The organism is Streptomyces sp. NPDC111516 (assembly GCF_055635345.1).
Map to the genome: position 1 here is coordinate 229498 of NZ_JBVKBV010000004.1, position 22228 is coordinate 251725.

The following is a 22228-nucleotide window of genomic DNA, read 5'->3' on the forward strand; positions in this document are numbered from 1 at the left end:
GCATGGCACCGCGGCGGCCCCCGCGCACCGTGCCGCCCGCGGGGCGAGGGCGCGCGGTCGGTAGGGTCTGGCCCATGTTTCGCCACGCACAACTGCCGCCGCCGCCACCGCCCGTGGAGATACGTTCCTGGCCCGACCGCGAGGCGCTGCTCGCCGACCGGGCCGTGGCGCTCGGGGAGTTGGTGAGGATGCATGTGTCACCGGGGCGACTGGTGACGCTGTGGCTGTGGGGAGCGCTCTGTGCGCTCGGCTGGTCGCTGGTGAGCGCGGCGCTCATCACGTTCGAGGAGACGTACGACATCTTCAGCGCCCTCCTCGCTGTGATCATCGCCGGCATGGGCGCCTGCTGCGCGGTACCGGCGATCGTCTTCGTCGTCATCGGTCTGCGCCGCGACCTGGAGATCCGCCGACTGCTCGGCGCCTGGGGTCAGTTGGACCGCGATCCGGTACGGGACGCCGGGTTGCGGATGCCGGGCGTCAGCCTCGTCTGGCTGCTGATGTCCTTCATGCTGTGCGCACTCGGGCTGTACGCGTGCATTGCCGTCCCGGCGACCGCCGAGGCGGCCCGGGGCAGTTTCGGGCTGGTCGCCCTGTTCACGGGACTCGGGATGATCGGCTGGATCATCGGGCTGATCGGCATCACCAAGGCCTCCGCGCACCGCCGTTGGGTGCTGCGGGTGCTGATCGGGGTGCCCGCTCCGGAGCCGCTGTTCTCCGTCGGCGGCGGCGCGCACCGCTGAGAGCAGGGCAAGTGCCATGAACCGGTCGAGGACCCGACGGCCTGGAACGAATCGAAGAAGCCGGTCCGCTTCGAGTCGGGCAGTGCAACTGCCGGCAGTACGTGGGTCCTCAGCCGCTCTCGCAGGTGTACGCCGAGGACCTGACCGACCTGGCGTGACGGCCGCCCCGCGATCAGGCGGGACCGGTCAGCGGGTGCCCGATCAGCATCGTCGGGGCTCCGGCCACCCGGGTCAGGAAGACCGTCGCGGCGTTCGGCCCCTGGAGCTTCATCCTGCGGCGCAGCTCCTCCGGCTCGACGGCCGAGCCGCGCTTCTTCACTGTCAGGACGCCGACCTTCCGCTCCCGCAGCAGCGCCTTCAGCTTCTTCATGTTGAACGGCAGCCGGTCGGTGATCTCGTACCCGGTGGTGTACGGGGAGTCGTACGGCTCGTCGCTCGTGACGTACGCGATGGTCTCGTCGATCAGCCGGCCGTCGCACCGCGCCACGATGTCGGCGACCAGATGAGCGCGGATGACGGCCCCGTCCGGCTCATACAGGTAGCGGCCGACCGGTCCCACGGGCGGGGCGGGCAGCGGGGCCGCGGACGACAGGGTGGCGCGGGCCGGGAGCACGGTGGCGCGGTACGAACCGGGCGCGAAGCCCTCGCCGAACCAGAGCACCGCCTCCTTCACGTCGCCGCCGTCCGAGATCCACTCGGCCTCCGCCCGCGCCGGGATCGCCTCGTGCGGGATGCCGGGGGCGATCTTCAGCGCGGCGCGGGGGGCGCCGAGCGCGGCGCCGGTCGCCCAGGAGAGCGGCGGTGAGTACGCCTCGGGGTCGAAGATCCTGCCCCTGCCGCCGCGCCGGGCCGGGTCGACGAAGACCGCGTCGTACGGCGAGGTGTCGATCTCGGTGACATCGGCGCACCGCACCTCGATCAGACCGTCCAGTCCGAGTGCGGCGGCGTTGGCGCGGGCCACCTCGGCGGTGAGCGGGTCGCGGTCCACGGCGAGGACGGAAATACCCGCCCGCGCGAGCGCGATCGCGTCGCCGCCGATCCCGCAGCAGAGGTCGGCGACGCGCCGCACTCCGCCCGCCGCCGCGAACCGCCGCGCACGATGGGTGGCCACCGACGTACGGGTGGCCTGCTCGACGCCGTTCGGCGTGAAGAACATCCGGTACGCGTCCTCGGCGCCGAATTTCGCCACCGCCCGCTGGCGCAGCCGCGCCTGCCCCAGCGCCGCCGAGACCAGGGGGGCCGGATGGCCGCGGCGCAGCCGGGTGGCGGTGGCGAGCTCCTGGGCGGGGTCGTACGACCGCAGCTCGTCCAGGAGCGCCGCGCCCTCGGGGGTGCGCAGGGCCATGAAGGCGGCGAGGGGGGAGTCGGCGCCGGACGGGTCGCTCGGGCTGCTCGGGTCGTTCGGGTCGTTCGGGGCGAGAGCGTTCACCCGCCCCATTGTGAGCCAGCCGGGTTGACCGGCGGACCCGGCGGCGGTGTCGGGCCGGGACGCCCGTCCCCTGCTGGCAGGATGCGACGCCATGCAGCTTGTACGACAAAAGGGAGAGCTGGCCGTGAATCTGAGCGAATCGGGTGCGCGCGAATCCCGGCGCGGACGGGGCCCCGGCGGGCACCGGCCCGTCTGCGCGGTCCTGGCCGCGCTCCTGATCGCCGCCGTCGGCTCCGGCTGCGCCGCCGAGACCGACGGCCGGGCCGACGCCGACGTGGAACACCGCGCCCGGCCCTCCGCCGGACTCCCGGGCGGTCCGGGACTCCCGGGCGGTCCCGGACAGAAGGCGGGCCCCGGGCAGCCGGCCGGTCAGGGCCGCGCACCCGCCGGTCCCTATGAGAACGCGAAGCTCCGTCCGGCCGTACGGGCGGCCCTCGCCAAGAAATGGCGGCTGGACCGGCCACCCCTGATCGCACCCCCGCCGCCCGCAGTCAAGCCGCACATCACCACCCGGGAGGGCTTCGAGGTGAAGGGCGGCGACGACTCGCTGCCGCCGGTCTTCACCACCGTCCCGACCGAGGACCGGGTCGTCTTCCTGACGATGGACGACGGGTCCGACAAGGACCCCGAACTGCTCCAGATGATGGATGAGCTGGACATCCCGTACAGCGCCTTCCTCAGCGACGAGGAGGTGCGCGACAACTACGGGTACTTCGGGGAGGCGCAGCGGCTGGGAGTCCGCCTCAACAACCACACGATCAGCCACCCGTACCTTCCCGGACTCTCGTACAGCGAGCAGAAGCACGAGATCTGCGACCAGCAGGCCAACCTCGAGAAGCAGTACGGGAAGCGCCCCGTCCTCTTCCGTCCGCCGTACGGCAACTACAACGGGGACACGCTCCGGATCGCGAAGTCCTGCGGGATCAAGGCCGTGCCGCTCTGGAACGCGGAGGCGTTCCCGGACCACATGGAGTGGCGCGACGGGTACCGACTGCACCCCGGCGACATCATCCTCACGCACTTCCGGGGCCGGAAGCAGTGGGGCGCCGACATGGCCGACCTGGTCCGTGCGGTCATGAAGACCGTCACGGACCAGGGGTACGCCGTGGCCCGGCTGGAGGACTACGTATGAGAAGGGCGTACCTGCTGCTCGTCGGCCTGCTGGCAGCCGGTGCGCTCCTGACCAGCACCGCCGGGTGCGCGCAGTCGGTCGCCCCGATCGAACGGCTGGGCCGTAAGGCCGCACAGAAAGTGACCCACCCGGGGCCGAGCCCCGCGGCGGGCCCGCAGACGCATCCGCACGGCGATCGGGGTGATCGCAGCGGCCGCAGCGGCCGCCGTGACCGCGGTGACCACGGGGCGCCGGGTTCGCTGGTTGTCATCGCCTGCCCTCAGCCGCCGGAGTCCAGGCACTCGCGGTTGTCGCCGCCGCTGAGGCACTGGTGGCCGGACCGGCCGGGATCGTCCGAAGGGGTGGAGGCGGGCGCCGGGTGCGAGCGGCGGTAGTCCTCGTGCCCGACCTGCACCGTCGCCATGCACAGCAGAAGTACGACCGGGATCTGGATCGCCCCCGCCCAGGGCCAGTTCTCACGGATCAGCACCACGGCGATCAGCGCGACCACCGCCGCGATCGCGCCGAAGACGAGGACGGGCGTCCAGTCCATCGGCGGCGGGCCCGGCGCCTCCGGACCACCGGGGTCCCACCGCGACAGGGCCAGGGAGTAGGCGGCGACCGCGCAGATCACCCCCTCCAGGAGCACCAGCAGCAGACCCAGCACCACATCGAGACAGCCGTTCACGGCGCGCGAGCCGCGCCGGGGCCGCGGGGCCGACCGCCGGTACGGAGATTCGGTCATGTTCACACCGTCGTACGGAACGCCGCGGTCCGTACGACCGTTGTCCCAGTGTTGTCCGGACTGTTGTCCGAGCGGTGCCCCGGTCGGCGCGTGGCGCAGAGCGGGAGCGGGGCGCCGGTGGACGCCACGACCGCAGGAATTGGCACTCCGCTTGACCGAGTGCTAATCGCGGTCATAGTCTCGGTGCTGGCACTCACCACTGGAGAGTGCCAGCAGTACTGTGCGACTGGCAGGTCCGGCACCCGCGACGACGGATCCACCTGGTCGCCACCCAAAGACTGTTACCCCGTGAGATCTCCGAAGGGGGAGACCGGATCGTGTCGACCGCCAGCACCAAGGTTGCGATCAAGCCGCTCGAGGACCGCATTGTGGTCCAGCCGCTCGACGCCGAGCAGACCACGGCCTCCGGCCTGGTCATTCCGGACACCGCCAAGGAGAAGCCCCAGGAGGGCGTCGTCCTGGCCGTGGGCCCGGGCCGCTTCGAGAACGGCGAGCGCCTTCCGCTCGACGTCAAGACCGGCGACGTCGTGCTCTACAGCAAGTACGGCGGCACCGAGGTGAAGTACAACGGCGAGGAGTACCTCGTCCTCTCGGCCCGCGACGTGCTCGCGATCGTCGAGAAGTAATTCACCCACGTTTGCTTCTGTTCTGCGCCCCTGGCCCCCTGCGAATAACCAGCCGGGTGGTCGGGGGCGCAGTTCGTTCGAGAGGAAAGCTCAGCAGCCATGGCGAAGATCCTGAAGTTCGACGAGGACGCCCGTCGCGCCCTTGAGCGCGGCGTCAACAAGCTTGCCGACACGGTCAAGGTGACGATCGGCCCCAAGGGCCGCAACGTCGTCATCGACAAGAAGTTCGGCGCTCCCACCATCACCAACGACGGTGTCACCATCGCGCGCGAGGTCGAGCTCGACGACCCGTACGAGAACCTCGGTGCCCAGCTGGTGAAGGAGGTGGCGACCAAGACCAACGACGTCGCGGGTGACGGTACGACCACCGCCACCGTGCTGGCCCAGGCGCTCGTCCGCGAGGGTCTGCGCAACGTCGCCGCGGGTGCTTCCCCGGCCGCCCTGAAGAAGGGCATCGACGCCGCGGTCAAGGCCGTCTCCGACGAGCTCCTCGCGACCGCCCGTCCGATCGCCGACAAGACCGACATCGCCGCCGTGGCCGCGCTCTCCGCGCAGGACCCGCAGGTCGGCGAGCTCATCGCCGAGGCGATGGACAAGGTCGGCAAGGACGGTGTCATCACCGTCGAGGAGTCCAACACCTTCGGTCTGGACCTCGACTTCACCGAGGGCATGGCCTTCGACAAGGGCTACCTGTCCCCGTACATGGTGACCGACCAGGAGCGTATGGAGGCCGTCCTCGACGACCCGTACATCCTGATCCACCAGGGCAAGATCGGCGCGATCCAGGAGCTGCTCCCGCTGCTGGAGAAGGTCATCCAGGCCGGTGGCTCCAAGCCGCTGCTGATCATCGCCGAGGACGTCGAGGGCGAGGCGCTGTCGACCCTCGTCGTCAACAAGATCCGTGGCACCTTCAACGCCGTCGCGGTGAAGGCCCCGGGCTTCGGTGACCGCCGCAAGGCCATGCTCGGCGACATCGCCACCCTCACCGGTGCGACCGTCATCGCCGAGGAGGTCGGCCTCAAGCTCGACCAGGCCGGTCTGGACGTGCTGGGCACCGCCCGCCGCGTCACCGTCTCCAAGGACGACACGACGATCGTGGACGGCGGCGGCGAGCCCGGCGACGTCAAGGGCCGGGTCAACCAGATCAAGGCCGAGATCGAGGCCACGGACTCCGACTGGGACCGCGAGAAGCTCCAGGAGCGCCTCGCGAAGCTGGCCGGCGGCGTGTGCGTGATCCGTGTCGGTGCCGCCACCGAGGTGGAGCTCAAGGAGAAGAAGCACCGTCTGGAGGACGCCATCTCCGCGACCCGCGCCGCGGTCGAGGAGGGCATCGTCTCCGGTGGTGGCTCCGCTCTGGTCCACGCCGTCAAGGTCCTCGAGGGCAACCTCGACAAGACCGGCGACGAGGCCACCGGTGTCGCGGTCGTGCGCCGCGCCGCCGTCGAGCCGCTGCGCTGGATCGCCGAGAACGCCGGCCTCGAGGGCTACGTCATCACCTCGAAGGTCGCCGAGCTCGACAAGGGCCAGGGCTTCAACGCCGCGACCGGCGAGTACGGCGACCTGGTGAAGGCCGGCGTCATCGACCCGGTCAAGGTCACCCGCTCCGCGCTGGAGAACGCCGCGTCCATCGCGTCGCTGCTGCTCACGACCGAGACGCTGGTCGTCGAGAAGCCGGCCGAGGAAGAGGCCGATGCCGGTCACGGCGGCCACGGCCACTCGCACTGACGCGTAGCTCCACCCAGCCACTGAGGCCCGGTACCCCGTCACGGGGTACCGGGCCTCGGGCGTGTGCTGCCCCGGGTCGGGGCCCCATGTCACGCCGAGCGCGGCAGCGCTCCCGGCAGCACCGGAGCCGCGAACGGCAGGCCGGCCGCGAAACGCTCCAGCTCGTCCAGTGCCTCGTCGGCCATCCGGTGCAGCTCATTGCCCAGCGAACCCGCCACATGCGGAGTGAGCAGCACATTCGGCAACTCGTACAACGGTGAATCCGCAGGCGGAAGTTCGGGCTCCGTCACATCCAGCACCGCGTGCAGCCGCCCGCTCGTCAGCTCGGGCAGCAGCGCGTCCTCGTCGATGAGCGAACCCCGCGCCGTATTGATCAGGGTCGTCCCGGTCGCCATGGCCGACAGCTGCGCCGCGCCGATCAGATGGTGCGTCTCGGGGAGCTGTGGCGCGTGCACCGAGACGACGGAGCTGCTCGCGCACAGCTCGTTGAGCGAGGTGAGCCGGACGCCGAGCCGCGCCGCCTCCGTGACGTCCACGTACGGGTCGTACAGCAGGACGTCCAGATCGAAGGGGCGCAGCAGCTCGATCACCCGGCGGCCGATGCGCGAGGCGCCGATGATGCCGATCGTGCGGCGGTAGTTGCCGGTGCCGTCGAGCTCCGCGTGCCAGTCGTGCTCGGCGCGCAGCGTGCGGTAGCGGTCCGCGGAGTGCAGGACGCGCTTGTTCGCGAACAGGATCGCGGCGAGGGTGAATTCGGCGACCGGCAGCGCGTTGGTCCCGGCCGCCGAGGTGACGGCGATCCCGCGCTCCCAGCAGGCGTCCGTGATGTGGTGCTTCACGGAACCGGCCGCGTGCACCACGGCCCGCAGCCGGGGGGCGGCCGTCAGCACCTCGGCGGTGAGCGGCGTCGCGCCCCAGCAGGTGAACAGCACCTCGGCATCGGCGAGCGCGGCGGCCACCTCGGGCGTCGGGTCGGCCAGGTTGTGGGCGACGAGGTGCGGGTCGGTGCGGGTGAGGGCGGCCAGCCGGGTGCGGTGGTGGTCGGTGAGGAGGCGTGCGGCGATGCCGGGGCCCATCGCGAGCAGGGCGGCCGGCCGGTTGTCAGTGGTGTGGGGCATGGTGGAACTCGTACTCCTCAGGGCTCGCGCGAGAGTCACTTGACGCTGCCGGCGGTGAGACCGGCCTTCCAGTGCCGCTGCAGTGAGACGAAGGCGACGATCAGGGGGATGACGGCGAGGAGGGAGCCGGTGACGACGAGCGGATAGAAGCTCGGCTCGCCGTGCGTGTTGGTGTTCCAGGAGTACAGACCGAGGCTCAGCGGGAAGAGCTTGCGGTCCGAGAGCATCACGAGGGGGAGGAAGAAGTTGTTCCAGATCGCGGTGAACTGGAAGAGGAAGACGGTCACGAAGCCCGGCATGACCATGCGCAGTCCGATGGACCAGAAGACGCGCAGCTCGCCGGCCCCGTCGATACGGGCGGCCTCCAGGGCCTCGTTCGGTATGTAGCCGGCGCTGAACACCCGGGCGAGATACACGCCGAACGGGTTGACGAGCACCGGGATCAGCACGGACCAGTAGGTGTTGACCAGGCCGGTCTTGGAGGCCAGGAGATACATCGGCAGGGCGAGCGCCGTGGTGGGGACGAGCACGCCCATCAGCACGAGGCCGAACAGCTTCTCCTTGCCCCGGAATTCGTACTTGTCGAAGGCGTATCCCGCGGCGACACAGATCAGCGAGCAGACGATCGCCCCGCCGCCCGCGTACAGGAGGCTGTTGAGGTACCAGCGGAAGTAGATGCCGTCGCCGTAGGCGGCCAGATTCGACAGGTTCTCGCCGAGATTGAAGCCCTCGAAGGAGAACGCGTTGCCCGCGAGCAGCCCGCCGGTGTCCTTCGTGGCGGCGGTGACCAGCCAGACGAGGGGGAAGAGCATGTAGACGACGGCGAGCAGGAGAAAGCCGTTGACCGCGGTCTTCGACATCCAACGGCCGTGGGAAGCTGGGGAGTTCATGCTTTCTTGCCCTTCCGGCCGGTGAAGCGGGTGACGACGAAGGACAGCAGCGCGGCCGTGAGCGCCAGCAGGATGGAGGCCGCCGCGGCGAGACCGTAGTCGTTGCGCTCGAAGGCCGCGGTGTACGCGTACATGTTCGGCGTCCAGGTGGAGGAGACGGCGGAACCGGTCCCCTTGTTGAGGATCAGCGGTTCGGTGAACAGCTGGAGCGAGCCGATGACGGTGAACAGCGCGACCATCACGACCGAGGCACGGATCAGCGGGACCTTGATGCTGAGGGCGACGCGCCAGGCGCCCGCCCCGTCGACCGTGGCCGCTTCGAGCACGGAGCGGTCGATGGCCTGCAACGCGGCATAGAAGATCACCATGTTGTAGCCGAGCCACTCCCACAGGGCGATGTTGACGATGGAGGGGAGGGCGCCCTCGGGCGAGAAGAAGTCGAAGCCGATGCCGCCGGACTCCATGGCGCTGACCACCGGGCTGAGCTGGGGCGTGTAGAGGTACACCCAGATCAGCGCGGCGATGATGCCGGGCACGGCGTGCGGGAGGAAGAGCGCCAGCTGGAAGAACCGACGGGCGCGGGCCAGCGCGGAGTCCAGCAGCAGGGCGAGGGCGAGGGCCCCGATGAGCAGCAGCGGAATGTAGAACAGGCAGTATCCGAGGAGTACGCCGAAGCCCTCGCGGAACGCCCGGTCGCCCAGGGCCGCCGTGTAGTTGTCGAGTCCGCTGAAGACGGTCTCGGTGCCGCCGAAGCCCAGGCCGGACTGTTTCTCGGTGAACAGGCTGAGCCAGACCGCGTATCCGATCGGCAGCACCATGGCCACGGTGAACAGTGCGAAGAAGGGCCCCAGCAGGATGGCGGCGGCTCTGGTCGTCCGGGCGCGTTTCATCAGCCGGCGTCCTCGACCTTCAGACCGCGCTTCTTCAGCTCGGCGACCGTGGCGTCGTGCCCGGCCTTCACCGCGTCCTTGATGGTGGTGCCGCCGCTGGCCACCTTGCCGAACTGGTCCTTGATGGTGGTGTTCGTGGTGCCGGTCGTCGGGCCCCAGTTCCAGTCGGGGCCGATGGACGTCGCGGCGTCCTCGAACACCTGGTAGATGTCCTCGCCGCCGTAGAAGCCGGCGTCGAAGGACTTCTTCGCCACCGGGCGCAGCGCCGCCGCGGCCGGGAAGGCGCTCGACGTGCCGGACTCGATGCGGGCCTTGATGCCTTCCTCGGTGGTCGACATCCAGGTGGCGAACTCGACCGCCGCCTCGGCCTTCTTGCTGGTCTTCGTCACCGCGAAGGTGGAGCCGCCGAGCATGCCGCTGGCCGGCTTGCCGTCCCAGCTGGGCATCGGGGCGACGGCCCACTTGCCGCTCTGCTCGGGCAGCGTGCCCTTGAGGACGCCCGCGCCCCAGGCGGCGCCGAGGTAGCCGACGGTGCCGCCGTTCTTGAGGGAGTTGGTCCACTCGGGGCTGAACGAGGCGTTCGCGCGGATCAGGTCGTCGTCGAGCAGACCCTGCCAGTAGTCGGCGACCTTGTTGGTGGCCGCGTCGGCGGTGCTGACCTTCCAGGTGTCGCCCTCGGGCTTGTACCACTGGGCGCCGGCCTGCCAGGCCATCGCCTGGAACGTGGTCGGGTCGTCGGGGAAGAAGGTGCCGATCCGGGCCTTCTTGTCGGCCTTCTTGATCTTCTCGGCGGCCTTGCGGAACTCGTCCCAGGTCTTGGGGACCTCGACGCCGTACTTCTCGAACAGGTCCTTGCGGTAGTAGAAGGACTGCGGCGAGGCGTCGAACGGGACGGCCCAGTTCTTGCCGCCGAGCGTCGTCAGCTCGACCGCCTGCGGCAGCAGCTTCTTCCTGATGTCCTCGGTGAAGTACTGGCCGATGTCCTGGAGCGCGCCCTGACTGACGTACTCCGGAAGCTGCGGGTACTCGATGGAGACCAGGTCGGGGGCGTTGCCCGCCTTGACCGCGTTGGAGATCTTGGCGTAGCCGCCCGCGTTGCCGGACGGGATCTCCTCGTAGACCACCTTGATGTTCTTGTGCGAGGCGTTGAACGCGTCAACGACCTCCTTGGACCCCTTGGCCCAGCCCCAGAAGGTGATGCTGACGGGCTTGCCGTCGCTTCCGGCGGCGGCTTTGTCGTCGCCGCCACCACAGGCCGTGAGAACGGCGAGGGCGGTGGCGGCGCCGACTACGGCGAGGGACGTTCTGCTCGAACTGCGGCTCACAGCGAGGCTCCTGAACAGGCGACGACATTGGCGTTGGCCGTGATCCTTGAACCAGCCGTGACCGAAGTCAAGAGCGAAAGAGCGATTGATCGAAAAAAGATCAGATAAGTTGCGTACGGAAGTGTGTGGAACGCCCTGCGTGAGGGAACGCGGGGCCCGCGCGCAACGCCCACGACGCCTACGAGAGGGGTGCTCCGCACGAGTCCCGGACCCGTAGCTGCGGCAGCAGCATCAGATGGCGCCGTGGCGCGCCCCCGCTCTGGCCGAGCCGCTCCACCAGGAGTTCCGTCGCATGGCGGCCCACGTCGCGCTTGGGCGGTGCCACCGCCGTGAGCGGGGTGTCCGCGAGAGCCGCGACCTCGTCGTCGTAGGCGATCAGCGCCAGATCGTCCGGCACTCGTACGCCCAGCTCGGCGAGGCGCTGCACGACCTGGATCGCATCCACGTCGTTGTGGATCAGCGCCGCCGTCGCCACGCCCGTGCGGACCGCCTCGCGCAGCGCCCGCACGGCCTGGTCGAACGTCTCCGGAGCGAGTTCGGCCGGTACGGACTCGATCACGTCCCGCGGCGCGCGCAGGTCGAGCACGGCCAGGGCCTCCGCGTACCCGGACCGCACCGCGAGGGCGGTCGGCGAGTCCGCCCGGGCCATCAGGAGCGGCGCCCCGTGCCCGAGATCCACCAGGTGGCGTACGGCGAGCAGCACCCCGTGCGCATGGTCGGAGCAGACCCGGTCCAGGCCGTCCAGCGGGGAACCGGCGGTGGGCCTGCGCTCCAGCAGGACGGTCGGCACGGGCAGCGAGGCGATCCAGTCGCCGAACGCGGCGGGGTCGCCGGGGTGCTGCCAGCCCGGTGCGATCAGCAGCCCCTCGGCGCCTGCGGAGAGCAGCCCCTCGGCGCGGGCCTGGTCCTCCTGAGGCCGATAGTCGGAGATCCGCAGGATCAGCCGGGCACCCGCCCCGGCGGCCGCCTCGTGGGCCCCTCGGATGACCTCGGAGAAGTAGTACGTCGATGACGGTGCGAGCATGCCGAGAACCAGGCCGCTGCCGCCGGGCCCCGCGGCGGGGCCGGCAGCGGCGTCCTGCGGCCAGGACACCGAGCCGTGGACCCGGTCGAGCAGGCCCCGGCCGGCCAGCTCCTCCACGTCCCGGCGCACCGTGACGGGAGAGACCCCCAGCTGCGAGGCGAGATCCGAGACCCGGGCCGAACCCCGTTCCCGTACCAGCCCCAGCAGGCGGTCATGACGTTCAGCAGCACTTTCGCGCACGGCAGCAGTCCCCTCGCAGTGTGTGGCCCGGCCCCCGGTCCGGCCGGTGCCGGGGCCGTGGTCCGACCCTAGACCAACGTGATCGAACGATGGGAGTTTCGATCATTCAAACGGAATCCATTGACGTTCGATCAATCCGAGTCCAGGATTCCCGGCGATGCCGACTCGTCCCGTCCCTGACTGTTCGTACGGAGGAATTGTGAGACATCGCGTCACCGCTGCGACGCTCGCGGCCCTGACGGCCGCCGCCGGTCTGACCGCAACCGGCCAGAGCGCCGCGCACGCCGCTCCATCCGCCGGCCGCGCCTTCCATGTCGACTGTGCCGCCGCGCCGGCCGGCGCCACCGGAAGCAAGCAGCGCCCCTGGACCACGCTCGCCGAGGCCAACGCGCACACCTACGGCCCCGGCGACCGGCTGCTCTTCAAGCGCGGTGCCACCTGCACCGGCACCCTCGCCCCCACGGGCACCGGCTCCGCCAACGCCCCGTTCACCATCGCCGACTACGGCACCGGCCCGGCCCGCGCCAGACTCGACGGCGCGGGCGCCCACGACGTCGTCCTGCTCTCCAACACGCAGTACGTGCACCTCAAGGCGCTGGAGATCACCAACGCGGACAACCCCGGCAGCGAGCGCAACGGCGTCCGCCTCCGCCTCACCGACTACGGCGTCGCCCGCGGCTTCGACATCTCCGGCCTCTACATCCACGATGTGCGAGGCGGCGATTACAAGACGGTGTCCGGCTCCAGCGCGATCCACATCGCGGTCGAGGGCAAGGCGAAGGCCAGTTGGTACGACGGCCTGGACATCGGGCACAACCGCATCGAGGACGTCGACCGCGAGGGCATCTACTTCAAGTCGACCTTCTCCAAGCGCGATCTGGTCGGCCAGCAGCAGGACCCGAACGTCTACCCGGGGGAGTGGACGCCCAGCACCGGAGTCCGCGTCCACCACAACACGCTGAAGTCCCTGGCCGGCGACGGCATGAAGCTCGACACCACCAGCGGCGCCCGCGTCGACCACAACCGGGTCGACGGCTTCCAGCTCCGCTCGCCCTCCGCCAACGCCGGCATCTGGACCTTCAACACCGACGACACGACCGTCGAGTACAACGAGGTCTCGGGCGGCGGAAACACCCACGACGGGATGTCCTTCGACGCCGACGGCGCCTCGCAGAACACGGTCTTCCAGTACAACTACAGCCACGACAACAAGGGCGGTTTCCTGCTGATCTGCCCGTACAGCGGCGCCAAGACCATCGGCACGGTCGCCCGCTACAACGTCAGCCGCAACGACGGTGCCCGTCTGATCCAGAACTGCTGGGGCCCGATCCTCGACACGGAGATCCACAACAACACCTTCCACAACAAGGAGCAGATCCCCGGCTATCTCGTCCAGGACGACGCCGGCAGTCCCGCCACCACCCAGCACGAACTGTCCATCCGGAACAACATCTTCGTGAGCGAGCGCACCGGCGGCTACGCCTTCAAGAACCCGACGCCCGGGCTCTCCTTCGACCACAACGCCTTCTACGGCATCGAGATGACCCGCCCCGACCCCGGTGGCATCACGGCCGACCCGAAGCTCCGCACGGACTTCAGGCTCGGCGCGGGCTCGCCGGCCCTGGCCGCCGGAGCCGTCATCGAGAACAACGGCGGAAGGGACTACTTCGGCAAGAAGCTGACGCCCGGCGCCCCCAACATCGGCGCCTACGCGGGCCACGGGGTGCGCTGACCGCGCATCCGGCGGCCGCGCACCCGTCGACCGACCGCTCATTGAGGACCGTACTTGCGGCCTGTCTTGGAGGTGACCCCTCCGAGCAGGCCGCGCGGTGTCACCTTCACGAGCCCCATCAGCGCCTTGTAGCGCGGGTCCGGGATGGAGAGCGACTTGCCGCGTGCCAGGTCCGCGAGGGCCGTCGTCACCAGCTTGTCCGCGTCGAGCCACATCCAGCCCGGAATGTTGCCGGTCCCCATGCCGGCCCGCTGGTGGAACTCCGTCCGTACGAAACCGGGGCACAGCGCCATCAGCCGCACCCCCGAACCGGCCAGGTCCTTCGCCGCGCCCTGGGTGAACTGCACGACCCACGCCTTGGACGCGCCGTACGTCCCGCGCGGCACGAACGCCGCCACCGAGGCCACGTTGACGACCCCTCCCCGCCCGCGCTCGCGCATCCCGGCCGCGGCCGCCGAGGTCAGCCGCAGCACCGCCTCGCAGTGCACCTTCAGCATGTTCAGCTCATCGGCCATGGGCACATCCAGGTAGCTGCCCTTGTTGCCGAACCCGGCGTTGTTGACCAGTAGATCGACCGGTTGGTGACGGTCCGTCAACCGGTCCTCGACCGCGGCGATCCCCTTGTCCTCGGACAGATCGGCCGTCAGTACCTCGGCTTCGATGCCGTGCCGGTCATGCAGTTCGGTCGCCTGCTCGCGCAGCCGCTCGGTATCCCGGGCCACCAGCACCAGGTTGTGCCCGTCGGCCGCCAGCCGCCGCGCGAAGGCGGCTCCGATGCCCGCGGTCGCGCCCGTAATCAGTGCAGTCGTCATACGCGGCACGTTAGTGCCTGTCCGCCGACCGCGACTGACAGGCACCGTCGCCCCGCGGACCACCGCGATCAGTCGCGCGCGGCCTCCTTCTCCACGTACTTCAGTGCGGCACGCAGCGACTCGGGATGCAGCGCCTCGCCCGCCGCGAGCAGCTTCGGGAGCAGTTCCCTTCGCGTCGTCGACGCCTGGAAGTCCAGCTGCACGGTGACGTCGTGGCCGGGCCGGTGCACTATTTCGACCGCGTCGCCGGAGCGGATGTCGCCCGGCTCGATCACCCGCAGGTACGCACCCGGGGCGGCCGCCGGCGTGAACCGCCTGACCCAGCCCTTCTCGTCGAGATGACCGGCGAACGTACGGCACGGAATCCGGCTCGACGTGACCTCCAGCACCAGATCGGGGCCGATCCGCCAGCGCTCGCCGATCCTCGCGCCGTTCACGTCGAGACCAGTGGTCGTCAGGTTCTCGCCGAACGCGCCATTGGCCAGGGGGCGGCCGAGCACCCGCTCCCAGCCGTCGAGGTCCTCGCGGGCGAAGGCGTACACGGCCTGGTCGGAGCCGCCGTGATGACGTAGATCGCACACCGCGTCCCCGGCCAGGCCACTGCCCCCGGTGCCCTTGGGGCCGGGATCGGTGACGCGTACGGGGCCGTCGACCGGGTGCTTGCCGATCCCGGTCAGGCCGCCCTCGGCGTCGGTGTACTCGACGACCTCCGGTCGCCCCGCGTTCACGGTCAACAGCCTCATCGGCTTCATCGGCTTCATGCGGAGAACGCTAACCAGCCCGCCCCCAAAGGTGCATGTCAATAATTCGCATCCAGCCCAAGAGCAACTTATGGTTGAAGGGTGATCGAAGCCCGTCATCTCCGTGTCCTGCGCGCCGTCGCCGCCACCGGCTCGTTCTCCGCCGCCGCCCGCGAACTGGGCTGTACCCAGCCAGCGGTCAGCCAGCAGATGAAGGCCCTGGAGGCCTCCGCGGGGACCACGCTGCTGATCCGCACGGGACGCGAGATGCGGCTCACCCAGGCCGGCGAGGCGCTCGTCCGCCATGCCTCCGGCATCCTCGCCGGGCTCACCGCCGCCGAGGAGGAGGTCGCCGCGATCGCCGGGCTGCGGGCCGGCCGCGTCCGGCTCGTCTCGTTCCCCAGCGGCAGCTCCACTCTGGTCCCCGGCGCCCTCGCGGCACTGCGCGCGGCCCACCCCGGCACCCGGGTCTCCCTGGTCGAGGCCGAACCGCCGCGCTCGGTCGAGATGCTGCGCGAGGGCGACTGCGACATCGCGCTGGCGTTCCGCTACGGCGCCTCCGGCACCGAGTGGGACGACCTGGTCGTGCGCCCGCTGCTCGCCGACCGGTTGATCGGTCTGGTCCCCGAGGGGCACCGGCTGGCCGGTTCGGACGCCGTCGCCGTCGCCGAGCTGGCCGAGGAGTCGTGGATCGCGGGCTGCCCGCGCTGCCGTCGCCAGCTGGTGGAGGTCTGCGAGAAGTCCGGCTTCACGCCCCGGATCGACTTCGCCACCGACGACTACCCGGCGGTCGTCGGCCTGGTCGGCGCCGGACTGGGCGTGGCCGTACTGCCGGAGCTGGCGATCGAGTCGGTACGCCCCAAGCGGGCCCGCACCGTCGCGGTGGAACCGGCCATCGAACGCGAGATTGTCGCGCTCACCCTGCCCGACCTGGCCCAGGTACCGGCGGTGGCGGCAACCCTGGACCAGTTGTCCCTGGCGGCCGCCCGCTGACCGGGGCCTGCCTATGACCCGGCCCCCTTCGCTGGCCGGGTGAAGCGCAAAAACGTTTTTCTATTGGCGTGCGGGCGGGGCGGGTTCAGCCGTGCCCCGACGGGGACGGAACGCCCGACGGCGCCGCTGCCGCGATCAGGCGATTACGGGCCCGTCCCATGAGCTCCTCGCGCTCGTCCTCGGTCAGTCCGCCCCACACTCCGTAGGGCTCTCGTACGGCCAGAGCGTGTGCTGCGCACTCGGCGCGCACCGGGCATCGCATGCAGACCTCTTTTGCCGAGTTCTCGCGGGCGCTCCGTGCCGCCCCGCGTTCACCCTCCGGGTGGAAGAACAGCGAGCTGTCGACCCCGCGGCAGGCCGCCAGCAGTTGCCAGTCCCACAGATCGGCGTTGGGTCCGGGAAGGCGGGAGAAATCTGCCATTGCTTGTCCCCTCAAACCATGCTGAGTCGGAATCGTCGTTGTCATCCATTTTTGACCGTGTCCATGACATTACATCTACTGTGTAAGTAGATGTAAATATGACTGATTGCGAATCTAGCCACAGACACCAGCAAAAGGGAAGAAAACCCGCTAAATGGGGCATAGTTTCATATGAGTTTCCGTTGACCGTTGGATGAACCGCGCCGTTCCCCTCCGTGCGCGAACCCTCACGTAGAGTGCCGAACTCGGCCGCCTGGCCCGTAACTCTTTCGGGTGACCATCGTTGAGAGGGCTGAGGCGGTTGACAGAAAAAGCGATCGGGCAGATGTCCGAGAGCGTCAACCGCTGAGGTGACGACTTGTAACAGCCTGGAGGCTCAAGGTGACGCGCATCAGCTGCGGAGGACGGTCATGACATCCGTCCTCGTCTGCGACGACTCCCCGCTTGCCCGAGAAGCGCTCCGTCGCGCGGTCGCGACCGTGCCCGGCGTCGAGCGTGTGACGACGGCGGCCAACGGCGAGGAAGTCCTCCGCCGCTGGGGCGCCGACCGTTCGGATCTGATTCTGATGGACGTACGCATGCCCGGTCTGGGAGGTGTGGAGACGGTCCGGCGGCTGCTCTCCGCCGACCCCGGCGCCAGGATCATCATGCTGACCGTTGCCGAGGACCTGGACGGCGTCGCACTCGCGGTCGCCGCCGGCGCCCGCGGCTATCTGCACAAGGACGCCTCCCGCGCGGAGTTGCGGGCCACCGTGACCCAGGCGCTGGCCGATCCGACGTGGCGGCTCGCCCCGCGCCGGCTGCGGTCGGCCGAGATGGGTGCGGCGCCGACGCTCACGGCGCGGGAGATCCAGGTGCTCGAAGGAATGAGCCACGGCCGCTCGAACGCCGAGATCGGCCGTGAACTGTTCCTCTCCGAGGACACGGTGAAGACGCACGCCAGGCGTCTGTTCAAGAAACTCGGCGCCTCGGACCGGGCGCACGCCGTGGCGCTCGGCTTCCGCTGGGGCCTGGTCCGCTGAGGACCGGCCATGGCCGGCAGTCGATTCCCCGTCCGCACACCGGCGGACGGGGCGATGTGACAGGGGTGCGTGGCGCGGACTCCACCCCGCCGGTGCCGCCTTCCGCGCCCACGGCATGTGACGCTTCCCGGCCGATGCCGCATCCTTGAGAGGTGGAGTTCCTCGGGGACGATTCGGTCGAGCGGAAGGGGAGGGCGCAGGCATGACTTCCGGCGCACCCGCTCATAACGCTTCGGTGCACAACTACGGACGCGGCGGAGCAGAAGACGCGGCTCCGAGGCACCATGGTCCGATGCGCGACGACGAGACGACGGTGATCGGTGCACTGGTGCACCGTGCTGTCGAGGGGGATGCGCAGGCCACTCATGACCTGCTGGCGCATGTCCACCCCCTCGCGCTGCGCTACTGCAGGTCCCGGCTGAACCGGCTGCCCGGTGATGCCCGCCACTTCGTGGAGGACCTGGCGCAGGAGGTCTGTGTCGCGGTGCTGATGGCGCTGCCGCGCTACAAGGACACCGGCAGGCCCTTCGAAGCCTTTGTCTTCGCCATCGCGGGCCACAAGGTCGCCGATCTCCAGCGGGCCGCCATGCGGCACCCGGGGTCGACGGCCGTGCCCTCCGACGAGATGCCCGAGCGGCCGGACGATTCGCTCGGGCCCGAGGAGCGCGCGCTGCTCAGCAGCGATGCCGCCTGGGCCAAGAAACTTCTCGCCAACCTCCCGGACAATCAACGTGAGCTGCTGGTTCTGCGGGTCGCGGTCGGTCTGACCGCGGAGGAGACCGGACAGATGCTGGGCATGTCGCCGGGCGCGGTCCGGGTCGCCCAGCACCGGGCGCTGAGCAGGCTGCGGGCCCTCGCGGAACAGTGAGCAGGGCGCTTCCGGGTCCGTGCGGGCCGGTTGTCCCGATCCGTACGAAGCTACAGAACCTCTGGTTGATCTTGCTCGTGGAATGAGACACCCCCGGAGGCCGTTAGCATGGACATCCGCACCGATCAAGGCCATATGGGGAAGGTGTCATGACTGCAAACGTCGACGGAGTGCCCGAGAAATTCGCGACGCTCGGGCTGACATACGACGACGTGCTGCTGCTGCCCGGCGCGTCGGACATGGCGCCCGATCAGATCGACACCTCCTCGTACATCTCCAAGAACGTGCGGGTGAACATCCCGCTGCTCTCCGCCGCGATGGACAAGGTCACCGAGGCCCGCATGGCGATCGCCATGGCCCGGCAGGGCGGCGCCGGTGTGCTGCACCGCAACCTCTCCATCGCCGACCAGGCCAACCAGGTCGACCTGGTGAAGCGCTCCGAGTCCGGCATGGTCACCGACCCGATCACGGTGCACCCGGACGCGACGCTGCGCGACGCCGACGAGCTGTGTGCCAAGTTCCGCATCAGCGGTGTCCCGGTCACCGACGCCGCGGGCAAGCTGCTCGGCATCGTCACCAACCGTGACATGGCCTTCGAGCCGGACCGTACGCGCCAGGTGCGCGAGGTCATGACGCCGATGCCGCTGGTCACCGGCAAGGTCGGCATCTCCGGCGTGGACGCCATGGAACTGCTGCGCCGCCACAAGATCGAGAAGCTTCCGCTGGTCGACGACGCGGGGGTCCTCAAGGGCCTCATCACCGTCAAGGACTTCGTCAAGGCCGAGAAGTACCCGAACGCCGCGAAGGACAAGGAAGGCCGGCTGCTGGTCGGCGCGGCCGTCGGTGTCGCGGGCGACGCCTTCGAGCGGGCCCAGGCACTGATCGAGGCGGGTGTCGACTTCATCGTCGTCGACACCGCCCACGGCCACTCCCGGCTGGTCGGCGACATGGTCGCCAAGATCAAGTCGAACGCCTCCGGTGTCGATGTCATCGGCGGCAACATCGCCACCCGTGACGGCGCCCAGTCGCTGATCGACGCGGGCGTCGACGGCATCAAGGTCGGTGTGGGCCCGGGCTCCATCTGCACCACCCGCGTCGTCGCCGGCATCGGTGTCCCGCAGGTCACCGCGATCTACGAGGCCTCGCTCGCCGCCAAGGAGGCCGGTGTTCCGGTCATCGGCGACGGCGGCCTGCAGTACTCCGGTGACATCGCCAAGGCCCTGGTGGCCGGCGCGGACACCGTGATGCTCGGCTCGCTGCTCGCGGGCTGCGAGGAGTCCCCGGGCGAGCTGCTCTTCATCAACGGCAAGCAGTTCAAGTCGTACCGCGGCATGGGCTCGCTCGCCGCGATGCAGACCCGTGGCGACCGCAAGTCGTTCTCCAAGGACCGCTACTTCCAGGAGGGCGTCGCCTCCGACGAGAAGCTGGTCCCCGAGGGCATCGAGGGCCAGGTCCCCTACCGAGGCCCGCTCTCCGCGGTCGTCCACCAGCTCGTCGGCGGTCTGCGCCAGTCGATGTTCTACGTCGGCGGCCGCACCGTCCCGGAGCTCCAGGCCAACGGCCGGTTCGTCCGGATCACCTCGGCGGGCCTCAAGGAGAGCCACCCGCACGACATCCAGATGACGGTCGAAGCGCCGAACTACAGCAGGAAGTAACGCATCGGCGCAGCCGAGGGGCGGCCCGGGGGCTCCCGGACACTGTTGACCAACAGTGTCCGGGGTTCCCGGGACCGCCCCTCAGAGCCTGTCGAGTGACCTTCGATCGGAAAGCGGACGCGGTCTGGTGCGTGCGATTCCAAGGCGCCGGAAGGTCCTTGTAGCGGAGCCACTAGGGCGTTTCGGCAACGCGGGAAGCGTGCGTGCCAGGGCGTGGCCGCCCGATCAGAGGCCACCCGACAGGCTCTCAACCGTGTGTCGGGGATACTGGACAGCGCAGACGTAGAGGGAAAGGCCACACCATCGTGACTGAGATCGAGATCGGGCGCGGCAAGCGCGGCCGCCGGGCGTACGCATTCGACGACATCGCCGTCGTTCCGAGCCGCCGTACCCGCGACCCGAAGGAGGTCTCGATCGCCTGGCAGATCGACGCCTACCGTTTCGAGCTGCCGTTCCTGGCGGCCCCCATGGACTCCGTGGTCTCCCCGCAGACCGCGATCCGCATCGGTGAGATGGGCGGCCTCGGTGTCCTCAACCTCGAGGGCCTGTGGACCCGGCACGCCGACCCGCAGCCGCTGCTCGACGAGATCGCCGAGATGCCCGTCGAGTCGGCGACCCGCCGTCTTCAGGAGATCTACTCCGCGCCGATCCAGGAGGAGCTGATCGGGCAGCGCATCAAGGAGGTGCGCGACTCCGGTGTCGTCACCGCCGCAGCGCTCTCCCCGCAGCGCACCGCGCAGTTCTCCAAGGCCGTCGTCGACGCGGGCGTGGACATCTTCGTCATCCGCGGTACGACGGTCTCCGCCGAGCACGTCTCGGGTGCGGCCGAGCCGCTCAACCTCAAGCAGTTCATCTACGAGCTGGACGTCCCGGTGATCGTCGGCGGCTGTGCCACGTACACCGCCGCCCTGCACCTCATGCGTACCGGCGCGGCCGGTGTCCTCGTCGGCTTCGGCGGTGGCGCCGCGCACACCACGCGCAACGTCTTCGGCATCCAGGTTCCGATGGCGACCGCGGTCGCCGATGTGGCCGGGGCCCGCCGCGACTACATGGACGAGTCCGGTGGCCGGTACGTGCACGTGATCGCGGACGGCGGCGTCGGCTGGTCCGGCGACCTGCCCAAGGCCATCGCCTGCGGTGCGGACGCCGTGATGATGGGCTCCCCGCTGGCCCGTGCGACGGACGCGCCGGGCCGCGGCCGCCACTGGGGCATGGAGGCCGTCCACGAGGACGTGCCGCGCGGCAAGCTGGTGGACCTGGGTTCCGTCGGCACGACCGAGGAGGTCCTCACCGGTCCTTCGCACACCCCCGACGGTTCGATGAACATCTTCGGTGCACTGCGCCGCGCGATGGCGACGACGGGATACAGCGACCTCAAGGAGTTCCAGCGCGTCGAGGTGACGGTGGCGGACTCCCAGCACCGCCGCTGACCGCTCTCAGCAGACAGACACGGGCGAGGCCTGGACCGCCGATGCGGTCCAGGCCTCGCCCGTGTCCGTTCAGCGAACGGTTACGCGGCCTTCTTGGCGCCACCGATCGCGGCCACGGCAGCGAGCAGCAGGAAGAGGTAGGTCTTGAAGTCCGATCCCGCGTTCCAGGCCTTCGTCAGACTGTCGAAGTGGTCGAAAAAGAGGCTGGACGCGGACTGGTGGATCAGATCGGACAGGGCGATCGCTATGCCCACGAGCTGGCCGAGGTAGACGGCGCCCACCGACAGAACGGCGCTCACGACGGGCAGCACCGGGTTCTGACCGCCGACCTTGCTCGCCGCGAAGCCGACGAGGAAGCCGACGCCGACGGCGATGTAGCCGATCTCGCGGTCGATGGCGCCGGCGATGACGCCGTACAGGAAGGCCGCGACGACCGCCGTGACCACCGCCGTCAGTAGGCCGAGCCCCAGGTTGTCGCGGGCGGGGGCCGCCGGGGAGAAAGGCGCTCCGCCGAACGCGGCGCCGGGCTGACCGGGCTGGCCGTACGGGCCGGGCTGCTGGCCCGCGAACGGGTTGCCGGTGGGGACGCCGGGCTGACCGGGCTGCTGGCCCGCGAACGGGTTGCCGCCGCCGGGGTGTGCGTCGTACGGCTGCTGCGGCTGGTTCGGCGGCACGGGCTGGCTCATGGGTGG

21 protein-coding genes are annotated in these 22228 nt (G+C 69.8%); 10 read left to right on the plus strand and 11 right to left on the minus strand.

The window, feature by feature from the left end:
- The first annotated feature begins 74 nt into the window (after positions 1-74).
- The gene (locus ACZ7L9_RS11395; RefSeq protein ID WP_471414416.1) at positions 75-740 is read left to right on the plus strand and encodes a hypothetical protein; all 666 of its coding nucleotides are present in this window, start codon (positions 75-77) and stop codon (positions 738-740) included.
- 172 nt (positions 741-912) lie between these two features.
- Here ACZ7L9_RS11395 and ACZ7L9_RS11400 read toward each other — a convergent pair whose 3' ends face one another.
- Positions 913-2178, minus strand: a complete 1266-nt coding sequence (locus ACZ7L9_RS11400; RefSeq protein WP_471414677.1) for a THUMP-like domain-containing protein — start codon at positions 2176-2178, stop codon at positions 913-915.
- A gap of 82 nt (positions 2179-2260) precedes the next feature.
- On the opposite strand from ACZ7L9_RS11400, the gene ACZ7L9_RS11405 reads away from it, so the two are divergent.
- Positions 2261-3301, plus strand: a complete 1041-nt coding sequence (locus ACZ7L9_RS11405) for a polysaccharide deacetylase family protein (RefSeq protein ID WP_471414417.1) — start codon at positions 2261-2263, stop codon at positions 3299-3301.
- Between the two features lie 259 nt (positions 3302-3560).
- Here the strand turns inward: ACZ7L9_RS11405 and ACZ7L9_RS11410 are convergent, their stop codons facing one another.
- Positions 3561-4025, minus strand: a complete 465-nt coding sequence (locus tag ACZ7L9_RS11410) for a DUF6234 family protein (protein ID WP_471414419.1) — start codon at positions 4023-4025, stop codon at positions 3561-3563.
- A gap of 317 nt (positions 4026-4342) precedes the next feature.
- Here ACZ7L9_RS11410 and groES point away from each other — a divergent pair, with 317 nt between their 5' ends.
- Entirely contained in the window at positions 4343-4651 is a 309-nt protein-coding gene (groES, locus tag ACZ7L9_RS11415; RefSeq protein WP_124716902.1) for a co-chaperone GroES, read from the plus strand.
- Positions 4652-4750: 99 nt separating this feature from the next.
- The gene (gene groL / locus ACZ7L9_RS11420; RefSeq protein ID WP_471414421.1) at positions 4751-6376 is read left to right on the plus strand and encodes a chaperonin GroEL; all 1626 of its coding nucleotides are present in this window, start codon (positions 4751-4753) and stop codon (positions 6374-6376) included.
- A gap of 89 nt (positions 6377-6465) precedes the next feature.
- Here groL and ACZ7L9_RS11425 read toward each other — a convergent pair whose 3' ends face one another.
- The 5 genes from ACZ7L9_RS11425 to ACZ7L9_RS11445 form a co-directional block, all read right to left on the minus strand.
- On the minus strand, positions 6466-7494 hold the full coding sequence (locus tag ACZ7L9_RS11425; protein WP_471414423.1) for a hydroxyacid dehydrogenase: 1029 nt from the start codon (positions 7492-7494) through the stop codon (positions 6466-6468).
- A 35-nt stretch (positions 7495-7529) separates the two neighbouring features.
- Entirely contained in the window at positions 7530-8384 is an 855-nt protein-coding gene (locus ACZ7L9_RS11430; protein ID WP_471414425.1) for a carbohydrate ABC transporter permease, read from the minus strand.
- Positions 8381-9274 (minus strand): carbohydrate ABC transporter permease, encoded by an 894-nt coding sequence (locus ACZ7L9_RS11435; RefSeq protein WP_471414427.1) that lies wholly within the window; start codon positions 9272-9274, stop codon positions 8381-8383. The genes ACZ7L9_RS11430 and ACZ7L9_RS11435 overlap by 4 nt, the downstream gene beginning before the upstream one ends.
- Complete coding sequence (locus tag ACZ7L9_RS11440) at positions 9274-10599, minus strand: ABC transporter substrate-binding protein (protein ID WP_471414429.1); 1326 nt, start codon at positions 10597-10599, stop codon at positions 9274-9276. Before ACZ7L9_RS11440 ends, ACZ7L9_RS11435 begins: the two co-directional genes overlap by 1 nt.
- A 178-nt stretch (positions 10600-10777) precedes the next feature.
- A complete protein-coding gene (locus tag ACZ7L9_RS11445) occupies positions 10778-11863 on the minus strand; it encodes a LacI family DNA-binding transcriptional regulator (protein ID WP_471414431.1) in 1086 nt (361 codons plus the stop codon).
- A 199-nt stretch (positions 11864-12062) separates the two neighbouring features.
- Here ACZ7L9_RS11445 and ACZ7L9_RS11450 point away from each other — a divergent pair, with 199 nt between their 5' ends.
- Positions 12063-13595: a hypothetical protein gene (locus ACZ7L9_RS11450; protein ID WP_471414432.1), complete on the plus strand. Its 1533-nt coding sequence runs from the start codon at positions 12063-12065 to the stop codon at positions 13593-13595.
- 38 nt (positions 13596-13633) lie between these two features.
- Here the strand turns inward: ACZ7L9_RS11450 and ACZ7L9_RS11455 are convergent, their stop codons facing one another.
- Together ACZ7L9_RS11455 and ACZ7L9_RS11460 are read right to left on the minus strand one after the other, a co-directional pair.
- Complete coding sequence (locus ACZ7L9_RS11455) at positions 13634-14407, minus strand: SDR family NAD(P)-dependent oxidoreductase (RefSeq protein ID WP_471414434.1); 774 nt, start codon at positions 14405-14407, stop codon at positions 13634-13636.
- Positions 14408-14475: 68 nt separating this feature from the next.
- Positions 14476-15150 (minus strand): MOSC domain-containing protein, encoded by a 675-nt coding sequence (locus ACZ7L9_RS11460; protein WP_471414679.1) that lies wholly within the window; start codon positions 15148-15150, stop codon positions 14476-14478.
- 99 nt (positions 15151-15249) lie between these two features.
- On the opposite strand from ACZ7L9_RS11460, the gene ACZ7L9_RS11465 reads away from it, so the two are divergent.
- The gene (locus ACZ7L9_RS11465) at positions 15250-16140 is read left to right on the plus strand and encodes a LysR family transcriptional regulator (RefSeq protein ID WP_471414435.1); all 891 of its coding nucleotides are present in this window, start codon (positions 15250-15252) and stop codon (positions 16138-16140) included.
- A gap of 85 nt (positions 16141-16225) precedes the next feature.
- Here ACZ7L9_RS11465 and ACZ7L9_RS11470 read toward each other — a convergent pair whose 3' ends face one another.
- A complete protein-coding gene (locus tag ACZ7L9_RS11470) occupies positions 16226-16561 on the minus strand; it encodes a WhiB family transcriptional regulator (protein ID WP_266748016.1) in 336 nt (111 codons plus the stop codon).
- A gap of 410 nt (positions 16562-16971) precedes the next feature.
- Between ACZ7L9_RS11470 and ACZ7L9_RS11475 the strand changes: the two genes are divergently transcribed.
- The 4 genes from ACZ7L9_RS11475 to ACZ7L9_RS11490 all read left to right on the plus strand — a co-directional run bounded on the left by ACZ7L9_RS11475 (position 16972) and on the right by ACZ7L9_RS11490 (position 21536).
- Positions 16972-17583, plus strand: a complete 612-nt coding sequence (locus ACZ7L9_RS11475) for a response regulator transcription factor (RefSeq protein WP_003948568.1) — start codon at positions 16972-16974, stop codon at positions 17581-17583.
- A gap of 292 nt (positions 17584-17875) precedes the next feature.
- Entirely contained in the window at positions 17876-18451 is a 576-nt protein-coding gene (locus ACZ7L9_RS11480; RefSeq protein WP_093893485.1) for a sigma-70 family RNA polymerase sigma factor, read from the plus strand.
- Between the two features lie 149 nt (positions 18452-18600).
- Positions 18601-20106, plus strand: coding sequence for an IMP dehydrogenase (gene guaB, locus ACZ7L9_RS11485; protein ID WP_471414438.1), 1506 nt, complete (start codon positions 18601-18603; stop codon positions 20104-20106).
- A gap of 305 nt (positions 20107-20411) precedes the next feature.
- The gene (locus tag ACZ7L9_RS11490) at positions 20412-21536 is read left to right on the plus strand and encodes a GuaB3 family IMP dehydrogenase-related protein (protein WP_010058709.1); all 1125 of its coding nucleotides are present in this window, start codon (positions 20412-20414) and stop codon (positions 21534-21536) included.
- 80 nt (positions 21537-21616) lie between these two features.
- Here ACZ7L9_RS11490 and ACZ7L9_RS11495 read toward each other — a convergent pair whose 3' ends face one another.
- A complete protein-coding gene (locus ACZ7L9_RS11495) occupies positions 21617-22222 on the minus strand; it encodes a hypothetical protein (protein WP_471414440.1) in 606 nt (201 codons plus the stop codon).
- Positions 22223-22228 lie beyond the last annotated feature (6 nt).